Source organism: Verrucomicrobiota bacterium (genome assembly GCA_019247695.1).
Lineage (GTDB): Bacteria > Verrucomicrobiota > Verrucomicrobiia > Chthoniobacterales > JAFAMB01 > JAFBAP01.
Genome location: JAFBAP010000147.1, coordinates 1 through 19,077, shown reverse-complemented (window position 1 = coordinate 19,077; position 19,077 = coordinate 1). Strand labels below are relative to the sequence as shown.

General features: G+C 61.0%; 17 protein-coding genes and 1 riboswitch. Of the genes, 6 read left to right on the top strand and 11 right to left on the bottom strand.

Translation table 11 applies throughout. The features are described 5' to 3' along the window. Positions 1 to 222: 222 nt before the first annotated feature. Entirely contained in the window at positions 223 to 621 is a 399-nt protein-coding gene (locus JO015_16830) for a four helix bundle protein (protein ID MBW0000763.1), read from the top strand. Positions 622 to 679: 58 nt separating this feature from the next. Here the strand turns inward: JO015_16830 and JO015_16825 are convergent, their stop codons facing one another. The 5 genes from JO015_16825 to JO015_16805 form a co-directional block, all read right to left on the bottom strand. Continuing rightward, positions 680 to 1,807 (bottom strand): S41 family peptidase, encoded by a 1,128-nt coding sequence (locus JO015_16825; GenBank protein ID MBW0000762.1) that lies wholly within the window; start codon positions 1,805 to 1,807, stop codon positions 680 to 682. Positions 1,808 to 1,825: 18 nt separating this feature from the next. Continuing rightward, complete coding sequence (gene purD / locus JO015_16820; GenBank protein MBW0000761.1) at positions 1,826 to 3,085, bottom strand: phosphoribosylamine--glycine ligase; 1,260 nt, start codon at positions 3,083 to 3,085, stop codon at positions 1,826 to 1,828. A 10-nt stretch (positions 3,086 to 3,095) separates the two neighbouring features. Next, positions 3,096 to 3,905, bottom strand: a complete 810-nt coding sequence (locus JO015_16815) for an MBL fold metallo-hydrolase (GenBank protein ID MBW0000760.1) — start codon at positions 3,903 to 3,905, stop codon at positions 3,096 to 3,098. A 313-nt stretch (positions 3,906 to 4,218) separates the two neighbouring features. After that, on the bottom strand, positions 4,219 to 4,554 hold the full coding sequence (locus JO015_16810) for a hypothetical protein (protein MBW0000759.1): 336 nt from the start codon (positions 4,552 to 4,554) through the stop codon (positions 4,219 to 4,221). A 41-nt stretch (positions 4,555 to 4,595) separates the two neighbouring features. Next, positions 4,596 to 5,126, bottom strand: coding sequence for a DUF2314 domain-containing protein (locus JO015_16805; protein MBW0000758.1), 531 nt, complete (start codon positions 5,124 to 5,126; stop codon positions 4,596 to 4,598). A 140-nt stretch (positions 5,127 to 5,266) separates the two neighbouring features. Between JO015_16805 and nagB the strand changes: the two genes are divergently transcribed. Beyond that, the gene (gene nagB, locus JO015_16800; GenBank protein MBW0000757.1) at positions 5,267 to 7,186 is read left to right on the top strand and encodes a glucosamine-6-phosphate deaminase; all 1,920 of its coding nucleotides are present in this window, start codon (positions 5,267 to 5,269) and stop codon (positions 7,184 to 7,186) included. A 273-nt stretch (positions 7,187 to 7,459) separates the two neighbouring features. Here nagB and thiD read toward each other — a convergent pair whose 3' ends face one another. Beyond that, on the bottom strand, positions 7,460 to 8,263 hold the full coding sequence (gene thiD, locus JO015_16795) for a bifunctional hydroxymethylpyrimidine kinase/phosphomethylpyrimidine kinase (GenBank protein ID MBW0000756.1): 804 nt from the start codon (positions 8,261 to 8,263) through the stop codon (positions 7,460 to 7,462). An 85-nt stretch (positions 8,264 to 8,348) separates the two neighbouring features. Here thiD and JO015_16790 point away from each other — a divergent pair, with 85 nt between their 5' ends. Further along, positions 8,349 to 8,699, top strand: coding sequence for an ApaG domain (locus JO015_16790; protein ID MBW0000755.1), 351 nt, complete (start codon positions 8,349 to 8,351; stop codon positions 8,697 to 8,699). Between the two features lie 55 nt (positions 8,700 to 8,754). On the opposite strand, the gene JO015_16785 is transcribed toward JO015_16790, so the two are convergent. Beyond that, entirely contained in the window at positions 8,755 to 9,885 is a 1,131-nt protein-coding gene (locus JO015_16785) for a hypothetical protein (GenBank protein MBW0000754.1), read from the bottom strand. 335 nt (positions 9,886 to 10,220) lie between these two features. Between JO015_16785 and hpnR the strand changes: the two genes are divergently transcribed. Continuing rightward, a complete protein-coding gene (hpnR, locus tag JO015_16780) occupies positions 10,221 to 11,768 on the top strand; it encodes a hopanoid C-3 methylase HpnR (GenBank protein ID MBW0000753.1) in 1,548 nt (515 codons plus the stop codon). A gap of 51 nt (positions 11,769 to 11,819) precedes the next feature. Here the strand turns inward: hpnR and JO015_16775 are convergent, their stop codons facing one another. Then, the gene (locus tag JO015_16775) at positions 11,820 to 12,131 is read right to left on the bottom strand and encodes a hypothetical protein (GenBank protein MBW0000752.1); all 312 of its coding nucleotides are present in this window, start codon (positions 12,129 to 12,131) and stop codon (positions 11,820 to 11,822) included. Between the two features lie 153 nt (positions 12,132 to 12,284). Further along, positions 12,285 to 12,482, bottom strand: a complete 198-nt coding sequence (locus JO015_16770; GenBank protein ID MBW0000751.1) for a hypothetical protein — start codon at positions 12,480 to 12,482, stop codon at positions 12,285 to 12,287. Positions 12,483 to 13,265: 783 nt separating this feature from the next. On the opposite strand from JO015_16770, the gene JO015_16765 reads away from it, so the two are divergent. Continuing rightward, positions 13,266 to 16,037, top strand: a complete 2,772-nt coding sequence (locus JO015_16765) for a valine--tRNA ligase (protein ID MBW0000750.1) — start codon at positions 13,266 to 13,268, stop codon at positions 16,035 to 16,037. A 115-nt stretch (positions 16,038 to 16,152) separates the two neighbouring features. Here JO015_16765 and JO015_16760 read toward each other — a convergent pair whose 3' ends face one another. Together JO015_16760 and JO015_16755 are read right to left on the bottom strand one after the other, a co-directional pair. Beyond that, complete coding sequence (locus JO015_16760; protein ID MBW0000749.1) at positions 16,153 to 16,428, bottom strand: MoaD/ThiS family protein; 276 nt, start codon at positions 16,426 to 16,428, stop codon at positions 16,153 to 16,155. Between the two features lie 6 nt (positions 16,429 to 16,434). Next, on the bottom strand, positions 16,435 to 17,694 hold the full coding sequence (locus tag JO015_16755; GenBank protein ID MBW0000748.1) for a threonine synthase: 1,260 nt from the start codon (positions 17,692 to 17,694) through the stop codon (positions 16,435 to 16,437). Between the two features lie 50 nt (positions 17,695 to 17,744). Next, positions 17,745 to 17,859, bottom strand: a riboswitch (SAM riboswitch). Positions 17,860 to 18,112: 253 nt separating this feature from the next. On the opposite strand from JO015_16755, the gene JO015_16750 reads away from it, so the two are divergent. Further along, a complete protein-coding gene (locus JO015_16750; GenBank protein ID MBW0000747.1) occupies positions 18,113 to 19,024 on the top strand; it encodes an FHA domain-containing protein in 912 nt (303 codons plus the stop codon). The last annotated feature ends 53 nt before the right edge of the window (positions 19,025 to 19,077 follow it).

Below are 19,077 nucleotides of genomic sequence, written 5' to 3'. Positions count from 1 at the left end.
GGGTAACGGGTAACGGGTAACGGGTAACGGGTAACGGGTAACGGGTAACGGGTAACGGGTAACGGGTAACGGGTAACGGGTAACGGGTAACGGGTAACGGGTAACGGGTGCGATGGTGGGGGTGGGCGGCCGGTGTCAAGTTCAAGTTGTTTTAAAATAAACGTTATTAATGCCTCGACGGGAACAGTGCACGAAGGATAAAACATGAGCAAAACATGTTATATGAGCACGGTACGTCGTTTCGAGGACTTCGAAGCATTCACGACAGCCCGGGACTTTGTGCGGGCAACAGGGACCACAATTCGTCAGCCGGTTTTCCGCCCTGAGAGGCAGTTGCGATGGCAAATCGAGAAAGCCCTGATCTCGATTTTATCGAATTTCGCCGAAGGTTTTGAAAGGAATGGGCGCCAGGAATTCATCCAGTTTCTAACGATTGCCAAAGGCTCGACTGGCGAAGTTAAGGCCCAATTGATTTACGCTTTCGACCAAGGGTTGCTCGATGGACCGGCGTACCAGTCCCTGGTGTCCAAAGCGGATTGCACTCTGGCTCAGTTCGGCGGCCTGCTAAAGTACCTGATTGAGGTCGCACCCGATAAGGCCAAAGCAAGACGGCGTTCTTAATAGCCTGCACGGCCCATTACGCGTTACCCGCCACCCGTTACCCGTTACCCGTTACCTGTTACCCGTTCCGGTAAAACGCGATGGTCGTGAGAAAATCGAGGCCGCGCTGCAGGGGCGTGTCTTTCAGCTTCAGGGGTTTGCCTTTGTTTGCCTGCTGTTCTTCGTAAGCGTCCAGGTCCGGGTTTTTGCCTGCAACCAGCGCCGCTTCGTTGGTTCGTGGCCGTTCATCTTCGGTAACGAAAGGCAGGCTCGATGCGTTATCGGTTGCCGTCAAAATCGCGTTCTGCTGTGCCGCCGGCAGTTTCACTTCGAGGTCCGGCACGACGCCATTCGGAAAGATGTCCGGCATACCCGGCACCTTGATCTCGGTGACGGCGATCTTTAACGCCAGATTTTGTCCGACGGGTACACGGTCATACAGGACCGTCCGGCCGCCGGTCCGTTCGCCGATCAGGAGAGCGCGGGCATACTTTTTCAACGCCACGGCCAAAGCTTCTCCCGGCCCGGCGACGTCATGGTTGATCAGGACCGTGAGAGGACCCGTATAGAGCGGTTCGCCGGCGGTTTTAAACGCGCGCTCTTCCTGGGTCTTCGCCTGAATCGAGCGAAAAGCCTCCGTGTCAGGCGGGACGAAGCGGGCCGCGATTTCCGACGCCTGCCCGTAATCGTCGCCGGGCGGCACCGTTCGAAGGTCAAGCACCACGCCGTTCAAGCTGCGCGTCCGGAAATCTTTCAAGGTCGCGTCCAGCTTCGACAACGTTTGCGGGTTGGTTCCTCCCAGCCGGATGTACCCGAACCGGCCAAGCAGGATTTCGCTCCGGAACGGCCGGTCCGGGGCCGGCACCGGACCGGCTCCCGAGGCCTCCAGGGAAATGCCGGGCCCCAGCCGGGACAACAACCCTTCCAGGGTAGCCTCGCTTAGTTCCTGATTGCCTAAGGCCTGCGGGTCGACGTAACGGGACTTGATCTCCGACAAGATCTGTTGCAGCTCGCCGGGGCCAAGTTTATCGACCGACTCGCGCACCGCCGGAGCCGGAGAATGGCCCGGACCGGGCTGGGAAATCACGCCAGGAGAGGTGACGGCCGCCGCCGTGCCTGCGGGTTGCGGAATGGTGACGGGCTGGGCGCCGGCCCACGACGCCAAGCCGATAAGAACTAATGCCGCAAAGCGGCGGCAAGCGCGCATAAGGTTTCTCCCTCGAATTCAGATTAGCCCGATGTCGCGCCGGAAATAACAGCCATCAAAATTTATCCGCTCAACGGCATCGTAAGCACGGCGACGCGCGGTTGGAAGGTTTGCGCCCAGCGCAGTAACTCCCAGAACACGGCCACCGGCCGTCAGCACCCGGTTGTCTTCCTGCTGGGTGCCGGCATGAAAAATAAGCACGTCCTCAAGTTGCTCGGCTTCCGGCAATCCGGCAATCGGTTTTCGCGTCTCGTACTGGTCAGGGTAGCCGCCGGAAGCGAGTACGACGCACACGGCCGCCTGTTCGGTCCAGGCCGGCGTCACCTGGTCGAGGCGCCGCTCCAGAGTCGCTTCAAGCAGATCCAGAAGGTCGCTCTCCAGGCGGGGAATGAGCGCCTGGGTTTCGGGGTCGCCGAAGCGGCAGTTGAATTCCAGCACCTTCGGCCCGTCCGAAGTCAGCATCAGTCCCGGAAAGAGCAGCCCTCGATAATCCAACTTGTCCGCCTGGATGCCGTGCAGAAAAGGTTCCAGGATCTGTCGCCGGATTTCGGCCAGGTCCGGTTCCGCCAACTTATCGGAAGGGCTGAATGTTCCCATGCCGCCGGTATTCGGCCCGTGGTTACCTTCGTACAACTGCTTGTGATCCTGTGCGGTGGGAAACAGGATAAAATTGCGGCCGTCGACCAAGGCATGCACGGAACACTCGGTTCCGACCAGAAATTCCTCCAGCACAACCGTGTGGCCGGCCTCACCGAAACGTCCGTGCTCGATCATTTCCGCAAAGGCCCGCTCCGCTTCGGGCCGGTCGTGGGCGATTACCACCCCTTTGCCGAGCGCCAAACCGTCGGCCTTGATGGCGACAGGAAAGCTGAAATTTGCCAGCGCCGCGCGCGCTTCGCCCCGTGATCTGCAGACGGCATAAAAAGCGGTGGGCATGCCGTGCCGTACCATGAAATCCTTGGCAAAACTCTTGGACGACTCGAGTCTGGCCGCCGCTTGCCGCGGGCCGAACACGCGTCTGCCTGCATCCTCAAACAAGTCGACCACACCCCCAGCCAAGGCGTTATCCGGGCCGACGACCGTCAGGTCAATGTCTTGCTGTTCCGCGAATTTCAGGAGGCGCGGAAAGTCCCCGGCCGAAATGGCCGCATTCGTGGCCACGCGCGCGGTACCGGCGTTGCCCGGTGCCACGAAGATTTCGTGTACCCGGGCAGAACGCCGCAGCTTCCAAGCCAGCGCGTGCTCGCGCCCGCCGCTCCCGATGATAAGAACTTTCATGAACGGCCGGTTAAGGCGTGGACAAAATGTAAACCGTCGGGGTCGCTGGAAGGGTGGCGTGCGAAACGGTGAACTGGGTCCCCGGAATTCGCACCACGTTAAGGTTATGGAGCCGCGACAGCCAGTCGCCCAGGGGACGTAACGGGACTCTGCCCGAATAACGGGTTGCGTACATCATCGGTACGATGAGCCGGGGTTTCAGGCGCTCAAGCGTTTGTCTGCGTTTGTCATCCGTGAAGGCCGGGGGGCCGCCGGCCGGCAGGAAAAGCACGTCGACCGGCCCGATCTGGAGCGACTCCGACAAGGTGATCGCGTCTTCGATCGCGCCGAGGTGACAGAAGCGGACCCCGTCCATGGACCAGACATAAGCCACGTTGAGCTTACTTGAAGCAGCGTAGTTCTCGGAACCGGTGCGTACGCCCCGTACGAGGATCCCGCTCGCCCGGTCAACGCCGACCCCCATCGAGCTCCGAAAAATCTGCGGTGAACCGGATACCAGGTCGGTGTCGTCGGCCGTGTCATCCTCATGGGTGATAAGGACGACGTCACCTGGAATGCTGACCGGTTTTACCGGGTAGTTGAGGACGGCCGGATTGAAAGGGTCAATCACCACGCTCAAGCCGATCGAAGAACTTACGCGAAAACAGCCGTGCCCGAAGTATTGCACCGTTGCCTGGCCCGGCCCGGTATACTGCGGCCGGTTATCCTCCCGATGGCGGCGGTGTCCGCACCCGGCGAGCAGAAGCAGGGTGGCGGCTAGAAAAAGGCTGCAAACACTGCGGGACCGATGCCGCCAATGCCATAAGCGGGAAAATGCCACGAACGGCCGCAGAAGAAAAATTCCACAAACGCCACAAGCCAAAGAATGCCACAAGTGAAGAGTCATCTATTCGTGGCTCTGGATAGAAAAATGCCACGCAGGTCACAAGCGGAAAAATGCCAACGGCAGACAATGCTGCATGCGGTGTTCCTTCCGGCGGACCGGCATTCCGGTTGCCGGGCACCGGAAGCCCACCGCTTTGCAGGGATGTCCAGGGCGTTCAAGAGGTGCGTCGCCTCACGCAAGCCGGCCGCCAGCCGGCGCGACCAGGCAACCGGCGCCGGCTCCGCCGTGTGGTCAATTATGCGGATGGCTAATGATGCCCTCCACCGCCATGAAATCCGCCCCCCTGGAATCCACCGCCGCGGAATCCACCGCTGCGGAAGCCGCCACCGCGAAACGCTCCAACCGGGTGCGGGCCGGCGAAATGACGTTCTCCGAAGTGCCGCCCATAAAAGTGGTGATAGCCTCCCTCGAAGATTATCCCGCCACCATAGTAGGGGCCGAAGTCACCGACGTAAGGGCCGGAGTAAGGGCCATAGTAAGGACCCGGACCATAGCCCGTGGCATAATAGCCGCCGGCGCAACCGCTCAGCAGAAGAGCCGCCACTACACCGCCGGCCAGAAAAAGCTTTCGGCTTGTGTTCATACAGATCACTCGCGCTTGAGCCGGCGTCCGGCTTGGCGGCACTAACGCTTCTCGATGCGAAAATCGGCCACCTGATCAAATTGCTTTTTCTGTTCCGGGGAGAGCTCATCATAATGGGCCCGGATGGTATAACCGCCGACGAGTTTGCCGTTATCGATAAAAACCCAGTCGCTGATTTCATCCGGGTTTACGGAAACCGGATCGCCTTCTTTCAGGCCATGGATCTTTGTTGGAGCGTTGTCTATCCTGCCCTGGAAGCGGTTTCCGACCAACCGCACGTCAGAAAGCCAGAGGTGTTCGATCTCGTTGCCCTGCCGGAACGCCTTTTTCACTTCAAAGTCCTGCTGGCCTGGCGACGGATGCTGTAAGGCGGTGATGAAAGTACCGACGGTCTTTCGCGCCTGCAGAACCGCCCGGTGCATCCGGGCATGATTATTCTTTACGTCGAAAGATTCAGGTTCGGCGTTCGGCCGTCTGAGTTCATGCCCGACCGGATTATCGGCAACGGCCGTATGCAAGGCTACCCCTCCAAAAACCAGCGCCCCAGTTAATACCAGCGAGTTGATTTTCACACGGTGAGGTATCATCCCGGGCGAAATAAGTAAAGGGATAGGACGGCGGCTCCAGCGGCTCCGCGGATCGTGGGATTGGATGGCAATGATCAGGTTTTCGACCAAGATTACCCAAAGGCGAACCCTAGAAAGCCGCAAATATGAAGGTACCTTCCTCCGCATCCGAGGCTGAGCAGTTCGAACGCATCCGGACTGAGGTGTTCGAAACTCCGGACGCCGCCGTCGGCCGGATTGCGCAACGGTTTGCGGAACTCATTTACCGCCGTGCAGGGGCAGGACAGCGGGTGGTGTTGGGCCTGGCCACCGGGTCCACTCCGGTAAAATTGTACCGTGAACTGATCCGTTTGCACCAGGAAGAAGCGCTCTCTTTCCGGAACGTCGTGACCTTTAACCTGGACGAGTATTACGGGCTCTCGCCGGAACACCCGGAGAGTTATCACCGGTTCATGCACGACCAGTTGTTCCGGTGGATCGATCTTCCGCCGGAGAACACCCACGTTCCGGACGGAATGGTGCCGCGGGACGGCGTGTTTGCGTACTGCGCCGATTACGAGCGCCGGATTGCAGAGGCCGGCGGCCTGGATCTGCAGATTCTGGGTATCGGGCGCACCGGTCACATCGGGTTCAACGAGCCGGGTTCCGGCCCGGACTCGCGTACCCGGATGGTGGCGCTGGACCGGCTGACCCGGCGGGATGCGGCCCGCGATTTTCGCGGTGAAGCCAACGTGCCGGCTTACGCGATCACCATGGGAGTCGGCACCATCCTGGAAGCGCGGGAAATCATCCTGCTGGCCTGGGGCGAGGCCAAGGCTTCCATTCTGCGGGACGCGATTGAAGGACCGGCGACGCCGACCGTGCCGGCCAGCTTTTTGCAGCTTCATGCCAATGCCTGCTGTTACCTGGACCGTACCGCTGCCGGGGAGCTCACCCGCTTTCGCTACCCCTGGAAGGTCGGCCCGGTGCATTGGGATGAACCATTAACCCGGCGTGCCGTCGTCTGGCTCGCAAACGAACTGCGCAAACCCGTGCTGCGGCTTCGGGATGAAGATTACTCCGAGAACGGCTTGTCGCCCCTGCTCGTGGAAACCGGATCGGCGTACGGCCTGAACATTCGCGTCTTCAACCGGCTTCAGCATACGATCACCGGCTGGCCCGGGGGCAAACCGAATGCGGATGATTCGCACCGGCCGGTGCCGGCTGAGCCGGCCCGGAAACGGGTCCTGGTGCTCAGCCCCGAGCCGTTGGATGCGGAACTGGGGATGGCCGGTACGTTGAACCGGTTAGTCGCGCAAGGCCACGAGGTCAGCCTGGTGCACCTTACCTCCGGCAACCTCGGAGTGCCGGACGGCGAAGCCAAACTGGCCGTCAACCTGCTTAAAGCGGCGGCCCAGCAAGGCGGGATCGTTGCCGCCGGCCACGCCGTTTGGCCGCATGAACTCGAACAGGAACTCGAGTCAAAGTCGCCGCTGGACGAAGACAGCGCCGGTTTGCGCCGGTTCAAAGGGCTGATCCGGCAAGCGGAAGCTCGCGCCGCCGCCCGCGTCCTTGAGATTGCCCCTTCCGCCACCTTTCACCTCAACCTCGGCTTTTATGAGCGGGGGCGTTACCGGCAATTCCGCGCGACGGGCGACGACGTTGACCAGGTCGCCGGCCTTTTCCGGCAGTTGCAGCCGAACCAGGTGTACCTGACCGGCGCCCGCTCCGAACCAAACAGTGTGGCCGGCATCGCATTTCAGTTGTTTCGGAGCGTATGGGTCCGGGACCGTGCGGAACCCTGGGTGCGGTCATGCCAGGTCTGGTTGTACGCTGCGGGTGAACGGGCGTGGTTGCCGGATGAAATCGAAATGGCGGTGCCTCTGAGTCCCGCGGAACTGCTCGTCAAACTTGACGCCCTCTGCCAGTACCGGTCGCAACGCAATCAAACCCCGTTTTTTCGGGAGATGGGCGGAGAACTCTGGCAGTTGGCCGAGGATACCAACCGGGCGACCGCGCAGGCTTACGACCGCCTCGGCCTCGCCGAGTACGAAGCCATGGAAACCTTTCGAAAATGGGAGGAGTAACGGGAGTACGGTCACACGGCGGGCACAGCGGGTTTGGCGGGCACGACGTAAGAGTTCACACGGCGAACACGGCGGGCCACGGCGAACACGGCGGAAAGAGGAGGAAAGGGTTCGGGGTTCGGGGTTCGGAGTTCGGAGCGGCAGCATGGGGGGTGGGTGCGAGTGTCAGCCTTAGAGTTGCCGCCGGGTCCTCTTGATCTGTGTCAATCTGTGGATGCGTTCCTCTTTTCTGCGTCCTTCTGCGTGTTCTGCGGATGATCAATTCGATACCCGTTACCACTGTTTCAGTGCGGAGACGGGCTGCGGTCGGGACCAATCCAGCGATTCACGAATGGCGCGGGTGACGAAAAGTTTCGCCTCGCCGATGGCGGCGGACAGGTCCCGGCCAAGCGCCAGTTGTGCCGCGATGGCTGCGGAGTAGGTGCATCCGGTGCCATGGGTGCACGCGCGTGGCACGAACGGCGCCGTGAACTCGGTGGGCGCACCCGGCCCAAACAGGGCGTCGACGGCCGTTTCACCCTGGAGGTGGCCTCCCTTGACCAGAAAAGGCACGCCGAAACGTGCCGCCAGTTCGTTTCCGGCGGTCCTCAGGTCAGCCAGGCTGGCAAGTTTGCGGCCCGTCAGGGCGCCGGCTTCGTCGAGGTTGGGGGTTACGAGCGAAGCCAACGGCAGCAGCCGTTCCATGTACCCGTTGACGGCGAGCGGCTCGAGCAGCGGATCGCCGGAACTGGCGATCATGACGGGGTCGACCACCACCGCCGGCCGTGCAGCCTGGGACAGGCGTTCAAGTTCGTCGCATACCGCCTCGATGATGGCGGCGGAATAGAGCATCCCCGTTTTCACCGCACTCACCGTGTAAGTCTCAAACCCGAGCCTGATCTGGTCACGCACGACCTGGACGTCGACCGCCTGGATGCTTTGGACCCGGCCCGGCACCTCCGCAACGACGCAGGTGACGGCCGTGAGTCCGTGCACGTGAAAGTGGGTAAAGGTCTTCAGATCCGCCTGAATACCGGCCCCGGCCGAGCTATCTGAGCCGGCGATCGTCATCGCCACCGGAATGCGCATGGAAACCACTTTTCATTTGGTTCGGCTCATTGTACACCAATTCGTGGCGGTGTATCGCGAGCTTCCAGAGGTGCGCGTAACGGTCGACAAGGTGATGTATGTTCCGACCCTTGAAGCGCCGCAAGAACGGCCGTATCCCTTCGTTTACTTCATCACCATCGATAACCGGTCAAATGAAGTGGTTACGATTCGCGGCCGTAAGTGGGTCATCAGCGATGATCGCGGCCAGAAGGTCGTCGTCGAAGGCGATGGCGTGGTCGGGGAGCACCCGCGTTTGCGGCCCGGCGAACATTTCTCTTACAATAGTTACCACGTGATCGGCTGCCACAGCGTAGCCGAAGGATCGTTTATCGGCACGAGCGAAGAGGGCGGGCCGTTTATCACGCGGATCCCCCGGTTTGAAATGTACATTCCGCCCCCGGCCGGGACCGGGACAAAGGGGTAGGTGGCGCGCCAACCGGATCGCCCCTGAATTTCCTCCGCTGGCTGCCCCTGCTTCATTATGCCTGATTCAGGGACGCTTTACCGGCTCCGATCGTCTGGAGTTGGCGCCTGAAGGCTTCCTCAGAAATACCGTGAGATACCGGTATATCCAGGTGCTCAGATAGAAATTCTTCGACCGGAATCCAGCGTTCACCATTCCAGACCGTCTTGGTCCAGGCGCATATGACCAGCACGCTGCGCTGGAGTGACTCAATCCTGGCGTGAGACGCCCTTAGTTTTTCAAGGAGTTGCTCGCGCGCTTCGGCCGCCCGGCGTTCCGCCTCCTGCTGGCGCTGGACCAGATCGCCGATCAGAAGCACCAGCACGATCAAAACGATGGTCAGGAGCACCAGCAGGGCCACGGCCAACCGGCCGTTCCAGTTTCCCCGGACGATGACGTAGTAAACAATCGAGCCAAGCAGCACCGGACCCCCCGCCGCCATCGGGAGAAGGCGGCGTACGATCGCGCCGGCAAACCGGTTCGGGTCAAACACGTAACCCAAACCGCCGCGCGGACTAAGGGCGACAAACCCGCTGCCCAGGACGATGCAGAGGGCCGCAACTGGCAGCGACATGCCTAAAAAGGCCGTGTCCATGCCGTTGAATCCGGCGGAATAGATGAGAAAACCCGACAAAGCCAGAATCGGGAAAAACAGACCCAGAATCGAAGCCACCGTGAATGCCCCGGCGCGCTCCTCATTCGGGCGGAACAGCAGAACGGATACCGCGAAAACGAGAAAGGTCGCGCACGCTTCCGGCGAGGGACGCCCTGTACTGTCGTGGACAATGGCAGCAATGTTTTCCGGAAAGAGCAGGCTGTCGACCCAGGTCGCGCCCCGGCAAAGGGCGTTTTCGCCGAGGAAGTAAACCGAGATGAATCCCAGCGCGGCACCAAGCGTCTGGGCGGTTCGCCAGCGCCACCGCGAGCCGGTGGCCCGGCATTTTCCAAGGAAGACAAGGCATAAACCTAAGCCCGCCAGCAGAACCATGCTCCACGGGTGAACCGGAGCGAGGCTGGGGATGGGATGACGAGCGAAATTAAGGTCGAAGATCCAGCCGTAAAGTCCGACGCCGAGCCCGATGATCAGGAGTACCCCTGCGTGAACAGGGATCGGCGTCTGCCATTTACCCGGTGAATAGGATGCCATGTTTGTGAAAAATGAAGCGTAACCCGCGGCGCCCATGATATAGTAATCATTAATTTTATCAATATTATATTATATACAGTCTTTAAGTTTTTCCGCCCCGTATCGGTTGCGCGCGTGCCGATACCCGGGCCGGGGTCCGGCCTTCGTGCCGCGGGTCTGCACTTTTACCTGGATTGCAGCGCACGACCTGCCACACTCCTTGCGCCATGAGTTCGCTGCCGCGGTCCAGCCGAACTTTCTCCGGTGTGCGTTTCGCCGCCTTCTGCGCGGCGGTCGCACGACACCTATTCCGGTCCGCTATGCGCCGCGGTTCTCTTCAAAACGCCGTGTGACCCATGAAACTGCTTGCTGTTCATCCAAGCTGCCTGATGTATTCCAAGATCTACCTGCGCCTCGAGCCGCTCGGGCTCGAATTGGTGGCTGCCGCGGCGCGCCGGGAAGGGCACGAGGTACGCGTGATCGATCTGCAGACCGAAACGCACCAGGATTATTTTCGCTGGATCAGGTCGTGGACTCCCGACGCGGTGGTTTACTCGTGCAACTACCTGGCCAACGTCCCGGAGATCATCGACCTGGCGAAGGCCACCCGCGTGCTTCTGCCCAGCGCGTTGATCATGGTCGGCGGCCATAGCGCCTCTTTCATCGGCGCAGAAGTGCTGGAACACGGCGCCGGCTGTATCGATGCCGTGCTCAAAGGCGAAGGGGAACCGGTCATCACCGCGGTTTTGGAAGCGGCGCGGCATGACCGCTCCAACCTGCACCGGGTGCCCGGGGTGCAGACCCCGGCGGGAGAAGGTCCACGTCCGGTTTTTGTGCACAGCCTTGACGCCGTAATGCCGGCGCGCGACTTGCTCCGGCATCGCCGCAAATACTTCATCGGTGTGTTGGATCCCTGCGCTTCAATCGAGTTCAGCCGCGGTTGTCCCTGGGACTGCGTGTTCTGCAGCGCCTGGACCTTTTACGGACGGAGCTACCGCACCAAGTCCCCTGAATGCGCCGTCGAAGAATTAAGCCGGATCAGGGAGCCCGGAATTTTCCTGCTGGATGACGTCGCCTTTATCCAGGCGGAGCACGGGATGCGGATCGGCGAAATGATCGCCAAACGGGGCATCAAAAAAGCGTATTACCTGGAAACCCGGGGAGATGTGCTCCTGCGCAACCGGGAAGTGTTCAAATTCTGGCGGCGGATCGGCCTTCAATACATGTTTCTGGGGATCGAAGCGATCGATGAGGAGGGGCTGAAACGATTTCGAAAACGGGTTGACCTTTCGAAGAACTTTGAGGCGCTCGATTTTGCCCGTTCCCTCGGCGTGACCGTGGCGATCAACCTGATCGCCGATCCCTCGTGGGACCGGGAACGCTTCCGGGTGATCCGGGATTGGTGCATGGAAATTCCCGAAATCGTCAATATCAGCGTCAACACGCCTTATCCGGGCACGGAGAGTTGGCGCACCGAGTCGCGGCGGCTGACGACGCGCGACTACCGTCTCTTCGATATCCAGCATGCCGTGTTGCCGACGCACCTGCCCCTCGACGAATTTTACAAGGAGTTGGTCGAGACCCAACGCGTGCTGAGCACAAAGCATCTCGGTTTCGCAGCGCTGCGCGCGGCTGCCGGCGTCGCCGCGAACCGTCTGCTGCGCGGCCAGACCAATTTCGTCCGGATGCTCTGGAAGTTTAACCGCGTGTACAACCCGAAGCTGCAGCTGGCGGATCACCAAGAGCCCGTGCGCTACGAGATTTCACTTCCGCCTGAGCCGAAGGCGCGGGTTGAGCGCGGGGCCTTGTACGTGCACGCCGCGGGCGGTCGCAAAGGCCGCCAGATTGATAATGAGACGGAAACGTTCGTCGAAGCAACGCGGATGGGTGCGGAGCCGTCCTAAGGGCTGCGCCGTCACGGCTGGAACCGGCAGGGGGCACGGTGGCGGCGGCCGTCAGCCGTCTCCGGTTCTCTCCAGCCATACCCGGGTCCCTTCGCAGGTAATCAAGGAAGGCTCGCCGGGAGGGGGCAGATCGTCGCTCTGAATTTCCACCGTGCAACTCAGGCGATCCAGGTCGAGCAATGACGGCCCGGCGGCTGCAGCCGCCTGGCGCGCCAGGTCCAGCGCGTGCCGGGTGGCAGCTTCAATCGTTGCGAGCCGTCGCTTGACCTCCGGGGGGAACAGCACAGCGGCGGTGAGGCCGAGCTCAGCCGGAACAGGAGGGTGACGCGGGTCCGATGGCGTGGCCCAACGGATCAGCAGCACTTTCAGCGGCCTGAATTTCCAGTCCCTGGGTTGATGCCGGTTCCGTCTCGTCCTTTCGCGGAAGCGTTCAGCCGGAACGAAACGGGGCGCTTCATTGATAATTATTGTAATTTTAAAAAAGGCCCTGCCGAGAGCGGAGATCGAAACGATCGATCAACGGAATGAGTCAACGGCGTACCGGGCCGTCTTCCCGTCGAGGCTTACGAGCACGACCTCATCGGTGACGGCATCCACGTAAGAAGACATCAGGCCTGCGCTCGGGCCGCGTCCGTACCTCTCCGACCGGTAGTGGCGTGCCACGGCTCTGCAAATCAGTTCCTCTTTAGTTTGAACCAGGTTAACAACATTCATACTTCGTGGGAGATGGTTATGCCCTTCCAAATGGGGAGCGTAAAGAAAGCGAAATACATCCAATTGAGATACTATGGAAATACGGATTAATTCTGGATTAATTAATCCCCATTCTTTTGGAGCAATTTCACCGTCTCGCGCACGGCGCTGGCGATCGCCTCGGGTGAGCACGGTTTAACCGGGTGCGCATGAAAGCCGGCTGCGTGGCTTTCCGGTCACGCCCTCGCTGCCGCCCCAGCCGCTCAGGGCGATGGCGCGTCGCGGACGCCAACCCTTTTCCTCAGGCTTAAGGGCGGTTCCGGCGTTTGACGGCATGGCCCTGGGATGGGGCACCTTTTTCCGGCTGGATTACAGGCTCGGCGGAGGTAAAGGCGAGGTTCCGGGCGCCGGGCTGGGCGTGGCTCCCGGGGCTGCCGGGGTGGCCCCGGGCGGCGGAGTGGCGCTGGGCCCCGGGGTCGCTCCCGGTGTCAGGCTCGGCGCGGGGGTAGGCGAAGGACCTGGTTCATCCTGGCCGGCCGGCGGGACGCCGGCCTGGCAAAAAGCAATCGTTTGAAGCACGAGGACCGCCGTCAGGGGGACAAACCGGCGCACGGCACGGACGGCCGGCTTGTTTGGAGGGATGCTCATGCGCACAAGAATACGCATGGCGAGGAGCAAAAGCGAGGTAGCCGGGGCCGAAAAACCGGCTCGGCTCTTTTATTCGCCCGGCGTGACGTTATGGTATGGCCTTGATCCGTCTGGTTGCACGCGATCAGAACTTTGCCATTAAATGAAGTTTCCAAAATGAAGTCTTTCGATCCGGCCGCGATAGAAAGAAAGTGGTATCGGCACTGGGAGGAAAATGGCTTTTTCTCCCCTTCCGGCCGAGGCGATGCCTTTTGCATCACCATCCCGCCTCCCAATGTTACGGGCACCCTGCACATGGGGCACGCCTTCCAGGCTACGATCATTGATACCCTGCTGCGTTACCACCGGATGTGCGGCTTCAACACGCTCGGCCAACCGGGGACGGATCACGCCGGCATCGCGACCCAGATGGTCGTTGAACGCCAGTTGATTGCCGAAGGTAAATCCCGCCACGCCCTCGGGCGCGACGCGTTCATCGAACGGGTCTGGGAATGGAAGGAGCGCTCGGGCCGGACCATCACCACCCAGTTGCGACGCATGGGCGTCTCAGTGGATTGGTCCCGCGAACGATTCACCATGGACGAGCGTCTGTCGCCGGTGGTCCGGGATGTGTTCGTCCGGTTGTACGAAGAAGGTCTGATTTACCGGGGCCAGCGGCTCGTCAACTGGGATCCCGTCCTGCGGACGGCGATCTCGGACCTCGAAGTCATCAACGAGGAGGAAGCGGGCAACCTCTGGCTGATTCGCTACCCGCTCGCGGGCGGGAGCGATTACCTGACGGTGGCGACGACGCGGCCGGAAACCATGCTGGGCGACGTGGCGGTGGCCGTCCACCCCGAAGATGACCGCTACCGGAAATTCATCCGGCGCAGCGTCGAGCTGCCGCTCACCGGCCGCCAGATCCCGGTGATCGCGGACGCCCACGTTGATCCCGCATTCGGCACCGGCTGCCTGAAAATAACGCCGGCGCACGACTTCAACGACTACGATGTGGGGCAGCGCCACGGTTTACCCGTCATCAACATCTTCACCGGCGATGCCCGCCTGAACGACGCGGTGCCCGGAGCTTACCGCGGGCTGGACCGCTACGAAGCGCGCAAGCGAATCGTGGCCGACCTGGAAGCCCAGGGTTTCCTGGCCGGGATCCAGCCGCACGTCCAGGTGATTCCCCGCGGGGATCGCAGCCACGCGGTGATCGAGCCGTACCTTACCTACCAATGGTTCGTCAAAACCGGGCCGCTTGCCGGCCCGGCCATCGAGGCCGTCCGCGACCAACGGATCCGGCTGATCCCGAAAGGCTGGGAAAAGACCTTTTTCCAATGGATGGAGGAGATCCGCGACTGGTGCATCAGCCGGCAGATCTGGTGGGGGCACCGCATCCCGGCATGGTACGACCCTGAGGGCAAGGTGTACGTGGCCCGCAGCGAAGCCGACGCACGGGCGAAATACAATCTTTCTCCGGACCTGCCGTTGCGGCAGGACGAGGACGTTCTGGACACCTGGTTCAGTTCGGCCCTCTGGCCTTTTGCGACCTTGGGTTGGCCGGATCAAACGCCCGAACTGAGGACGTTTTACCCGACCACGGTCATGGTGACGGCATTCGACATCCTGTTCTTCTGGGTTGCGCGCATGGCCATGATGGGTCTGAAGCTGACCGGCGAAGTGCCTTTTCGAACGGTGTATATCCACGGCCTCGTCCGGGACGCCCACGGGCAGAAAATGTCCAAATCAAAGGGCAACGTGCTGGATCCTCTCGATATCATCGACGGGCGGGACGTTGATTCGCTGGTTGCAAAGATGACCCAGGGCCTCATGCAGCCGGAGATGGCGGCGAGCATCGCGAAAAATGTTCGCCGGGAATTTCCCAACGGGTTTGAGGCCTACGGGACGGATGCCCTCCGGTTTACGTTTGCAGTGCTGGCGGGTTCGGGACGCGACATCGCTTTCGACATCCGCCGGCTGGCCGGTTCGCGGGCGTTTTGCACGAAAATCTGGAACGCGGCGCGCTTCGTTCTGATGAACGTTGAGAATGTGGTGCCTCCGGCTGCCCCGGACCAAACGGGTGACCGCGGAAGCACGATTGACCGTTGGATACGGTCCCGCTTTGCCCATGCTCTCGGCGAAGTGAAAAGGGGGATCGCGGACTACCGTCTCGATCAGGTTGCCCAGGCGATTTACGAGTTTACCTGGAATCATTACTGCGACTGGTACCTGGAGCTGTCGAAGATCGTGCTCGCCGATACCGAAAGATCTGCCGAAGAACAGGGGGCGACCCGGCGCACGTTGATCGAGGTGCTGGAAAGCCTCTTGCGGCTGATGCACCCGGTGATGCCGTTCATCTCGGAGGAACTCTGGCAGCCGGTCGCGCCGCTGGCCGGGGTCAGGGGTGAAAGCATCATGCTCCGCCCGTTCCCTGCGGAGAGCGAGTACCGCACTGACGATGGGGCGGAACAGGAAATCGGGTGGCTCCAAAAGGTCGTCATCGAGGTCCGGCGTATTCGGGCGGAGATGGACGTCCCCTACCGGAAACAGGTGGCGCTCTTTCTGTCCGGGGGTGACGATCGGGTCCGGGACTGGGTGGCGCACAATCGCGCGTTCATCGTCAGCCTAGGCAAGCTTTCTTGTGTCGAGTGGCTGGCGCCCGGGGCGAGCGAGCCGGAATCGGCGGTGGCCGTGGTGGGAGATCTCCGGCTGTTGCTTCCGATGGAGGACCTGATTGACCGGGAAGCGGAATTGAAGCGATTAAGCCGCGAGATTGATGCGCTGAACGGCCAGCTCGCAAAGAGCAGGGCAAAACTCGACAACCCGAGTTTTGCGGCGCGCGCGCCCGCGGCGGTCGTAGAACAGGAGCGCCGCCGGCTGGCAGACGCGGAGCGGGACCTGGAGAAACTCCGGAATCAGAAATCCCGTCTGGAAGGGGCCGCGTAACCGAGCCCGGCATGAGGGAGAGCGACAACCGGCCGGCAACCGTGCGTGGCCCGGTGACCAACCGGGCCGCGCATCCGGTATTGGCAGCTTAGCTCAGTCAGCAGAGGAAATTTTTCTAACCGCCGGCGATGGCCGGCACGATGCTGACTTCATCGCCGCTTTTGACCGGGGTATCGCTTTCCTGAAGGAAGCGAATGTCTTCGTCGTTGACGAAAACATTGACGAAACGCCGGATGTTATTGTGCTCATCGCAGATGCGCTCCTTCAGTCCGGGAAACGCGCTTTCAAGGCTGTTAAGCACTTCACGGACGTTTGCGCCTTCGACCTGAACGACTTCCTGATTGTGGGTAAGCTTGCGAAGCGGGGTAGGGATGCGGACGGGGACGGACATAATGGTTCAGTTGATGGTAAAAGGGGTGGGTGGTTCGATGAGCGCCTCGAACTCGCGCAGGTTCGGCTGGATGAGCGAAGGGGCGCCAACGTGTTCGGTGATCGCCTCCTGCGTCTTCAGGCCGTAGCCCGTAATGCAAAGGACGATGCTTTCGTCGCGCGGAATCCGGCCGGACTCGATCAGTTTTTTGGCGCACGCCACGGTGACGCCGCCGGCCGTTTCGGCAAAAATGCCTTCGGTTTCCGCCAGCAGCTTGATGGCGTCGATGATCTCGGCGTCACTCGCGTCTTCGGCGGTTCCGCCGGTTTCCTGCATGACGCGAATGGCATAATAACCGTCGGCAGGTGTACCGATCGAAAGCGATTTGGCGATGGTTCGCGGTTTCGGCACGGGACGAACCACGTCGGTCCCGCTCTTCACGGCCGTCGTGATCGGTGAGCAACCGGTCGCCTGAGCCCCGTAGATGGAGGCCGGGGCGTCCTCAGCCAGGCCCACCTTGACAAATTCCTGGTAAGCTTTACGCACCTTGGTCAAAAGCGATCCGCTGGCCATGCAAACCACCGTGTGCCGCGGCAATTTCCACCCGAGTTGCTCGATGATCTCAAACCCCATGGTTTTGGAGCCTTCAGCGTAGTAAGGCCGGAGATTGACGTTGACGAAGCCCCAGCCGTATTTGCCGGCAATCTCGGAACAAAGCCGGTTTACCTGATCGTAGGCGCCGTGAATGCCGATGACGTTCGTGCCGAACACCAGAGAGTTGACGATTTTGCTCGGCTCCAGGTCGGAGGGAATCAGGACGAAGCTGCGCAGGCCGGCGGACGCGGCGTTTGCAGCCACGGAATTGGCCAGGTTGCCGGTCGAAGCGCAGGCGACGGTATCCATGCCCAGTTCCCTGGCCCGCGTCAGGGCAACGGAGACCACGCGATCCTTGAACGAAAGGGTCGGGTGATTGACGGCATCGTTCTTGATGTAGAGTTCACGCACGCCAAGGCGTTCCGCCAACCGCTTGGCTCGCACCAAGGGCGTAAAGCCGGTGTGGAGCCCGACGGAAGGCTGGCCGTCAATGGGGAGAAGCTCGCGGTACCTCCACATGGACCGGGTACGCTGCGAAATGACCTCACGTGAGAGAATCTCTTTAACGGCGTCATAGTCATACGCCGCTTCGAGCGGTCCGAAATCGAACTCGCAAACGTGGATGGCTTCTTTCGAGTACTCGCGGCCGCATTCACGACAGCGCAAATGCGAAAAGGTAGAGCGTTTATCCATAGTGCGGGTGTTCCATACCCACCAAGAGCCGCGAATGAAAACCGCAATGCTCACCATCTTCCCTCGAGATACTCGAGGCAGGATTTGGCACCTGGGCGCTCAATTTGACCTGAGCCGGTTGCCGTAGCTTCGACGGGCCTGTCCCTCCGCTACTCTTGATGGAGTGCTCGGACCATAAAGGGTTTGCGCAGAGCCGTCAATCCCAACGTGAGCATTTCTTTCCAATCATTTCGCGTTGAATTCCTTTTCTGAAGGCCGGCGCTTGTGAAGCTCGATGAGTACCGTTACGGTAGATTACAAGCTTTTTGCCGCAGGGAGCGATTGATCGCAGCCCGGTCAAGCGCTCAGAGGCTGGCTTGAACCCAAAGCAAAGGTACTGGTAAGTTTCGAGGCTAAGTGGCAACATCGCCCTGGTTCTATGCCCGCCAAGTTTCGCGTATACCCTCCCGGTAAGACTCCCTTTGAGCAGGTGGTCAGCAACACTGCCACGATCGGGCGCACCCCGGATAACACGGTTGCGCTGCCGGGGAATCACGTCTCGCGCCAGCATGCCATCGTCCGTTGCCACAACGGATTTCAATACCAGATCATGGATCTGGGAAGCCGGAACGGTACTTACGTAAACGATCAACGTGTGGTGATGCCGGTCACACTGGAACCCGGGGCGCGGGTTCGCATTGCCAATTTCGAATTGATCTTTGAGCAAACGCTGGATGAGGAACCGAACGCCGCGGTGGATGCAACGCTGGCGGCGGCCAGCATCGACGGGCAGCACGCCCTGTTATCGGTGGCCATTCTGGTCTGCGACATCCGCGGCTTCAGCTCCATGGCCGAAAAACTGGACGAACGCCAGTTGGCCCTGGCGGTCGGCAATTGGTTCCGGGACGTCGGAAACGCGGTGCAGTCGGCCAGCGGCATCATTGATAAGTACATCGGGGATGCCGTCCTGGCGTATTGGCCGGCACGGGACCAGCAAGGGACCGAGTGCGCCACCTGCCTGGATGTGGCGGAAACGCTCCTCCAATTGGCTGCAACCCGGACCTGGCCGGAAACGGATCAGCAGTTCCGCGTGGGCATTGCGCTCCATTTCGGGCGGGTAACCAGCTCCAACATCGGCCAGGTGGCGGTTCGCGATGCCACGATCATCGGCGATGCCGTCAATACCGCCTTTCGCCTGGAGGGCGTGATGAAGGATTTGAACCAGGACCTCGTCATGTCGCAGGACTTTGTGACGGTCCTGCCCCAAGGGCGCGACCTGAACGATTTCGGCGCCTTTCAACTCAAAGGCAAAAGCCAGGGCGTCCGCGTCTACGGGCTGCGGAACCCCTGACGGCTGGCGTTCGGGGTTCGGGGTTCGGGGTTCGGGGTTCGGGGTTCGGGGTT

Bases quoted from the DNA above. Each gene is read 5' to 3' on its own strand.
- hpnR (MBW0000753.1), top strand. From the start codon at position 10,221: ATGAAACTGCTTGCTGTTCATCCAAGCTGCCTGATGTATTCCAAGATC.
- purD (MBW0000761.1), bottom strand. From the start codon at position 3,085: ATGAAAGTTCTTATCATCGGGAGCGGCGGGCGCGAGCACGCGCTGGCT.
- JO015_16760 (MBW0000749.1), bottom strand. From the start codon at position 16,428: ATGTCCGTCCCCGTCCGCATCCCTACCCCGCTTCGCAAGCTTACCCAC.
- JO015_16825 (MBW0000762.1), bottom strand. From the start codon at position 1,807: ATGCGCGCTTGCCGCCGCTTTGCGGCATTAGTTCTTATCGGCTTGGCG.
- JO015_16755 (MBW0000748.1), bottom strand. From the start codon at position 17,694: ATGGATAAACGCTCTACCTTTTCGCATTTGCGCTGTCGTGAATGCGGC.
- JO015_16790 (MBW0000755.1), top strand. From the start codon at position 8,349: ATGTATGTTCCGACCCTTGAAGCGCCGCAAGAACGGCCGTATCCCTTC.
- JO015_16770 (MBW0000751.1), bottom strand. From the start codon at position 12,482: ATGAATGTTGTTAACCTGGTTCAAACTAAAGAGGAACTGATTTGCAGA.
- JO015_16750 (MBW0000747.1), top strand. From the start codon at position 18,113: ATGCCCGCCAAGTTTCGCGTATACCCTCCCGGTAAGACTCCCTTTGAG.
- JO015_16810 (MBW0000759.1), bottom strand. From the start codon at position 4,554: ATGAACACAAGCCGAAAGCTTTTTCTGGCCGGCGGTGTAGTGGCGGCT.
- JO015_16830 (MBW0000763.1), top strand. From the start codon at position 223: ATGAGCACGGTACGTCGTTTCGAGGACTTCGAAGCATTCACGACAGCC.
- nagB (MBW0000757.1), top strand. From the start codon at position 5,267: ATGAAGGTACCTTCCTCCGCATCCGAGGCTGAGCAGTTCGAACGCATC.
- JO015_16765 (MBW0000750.1), top strand. From the start codon at position 13,266: ATGAAGTCTTTCGATCCGGCCGCGATAGAAAGAAAGTGGTATCGGCAC.
- JO015_16785 (MBW0000754.1), bottom strand. From the start codon at position 9,885: ATGGCATCCTATTCACCGGGTAAATGGCAGACGCCGATCCCTGTTCAC.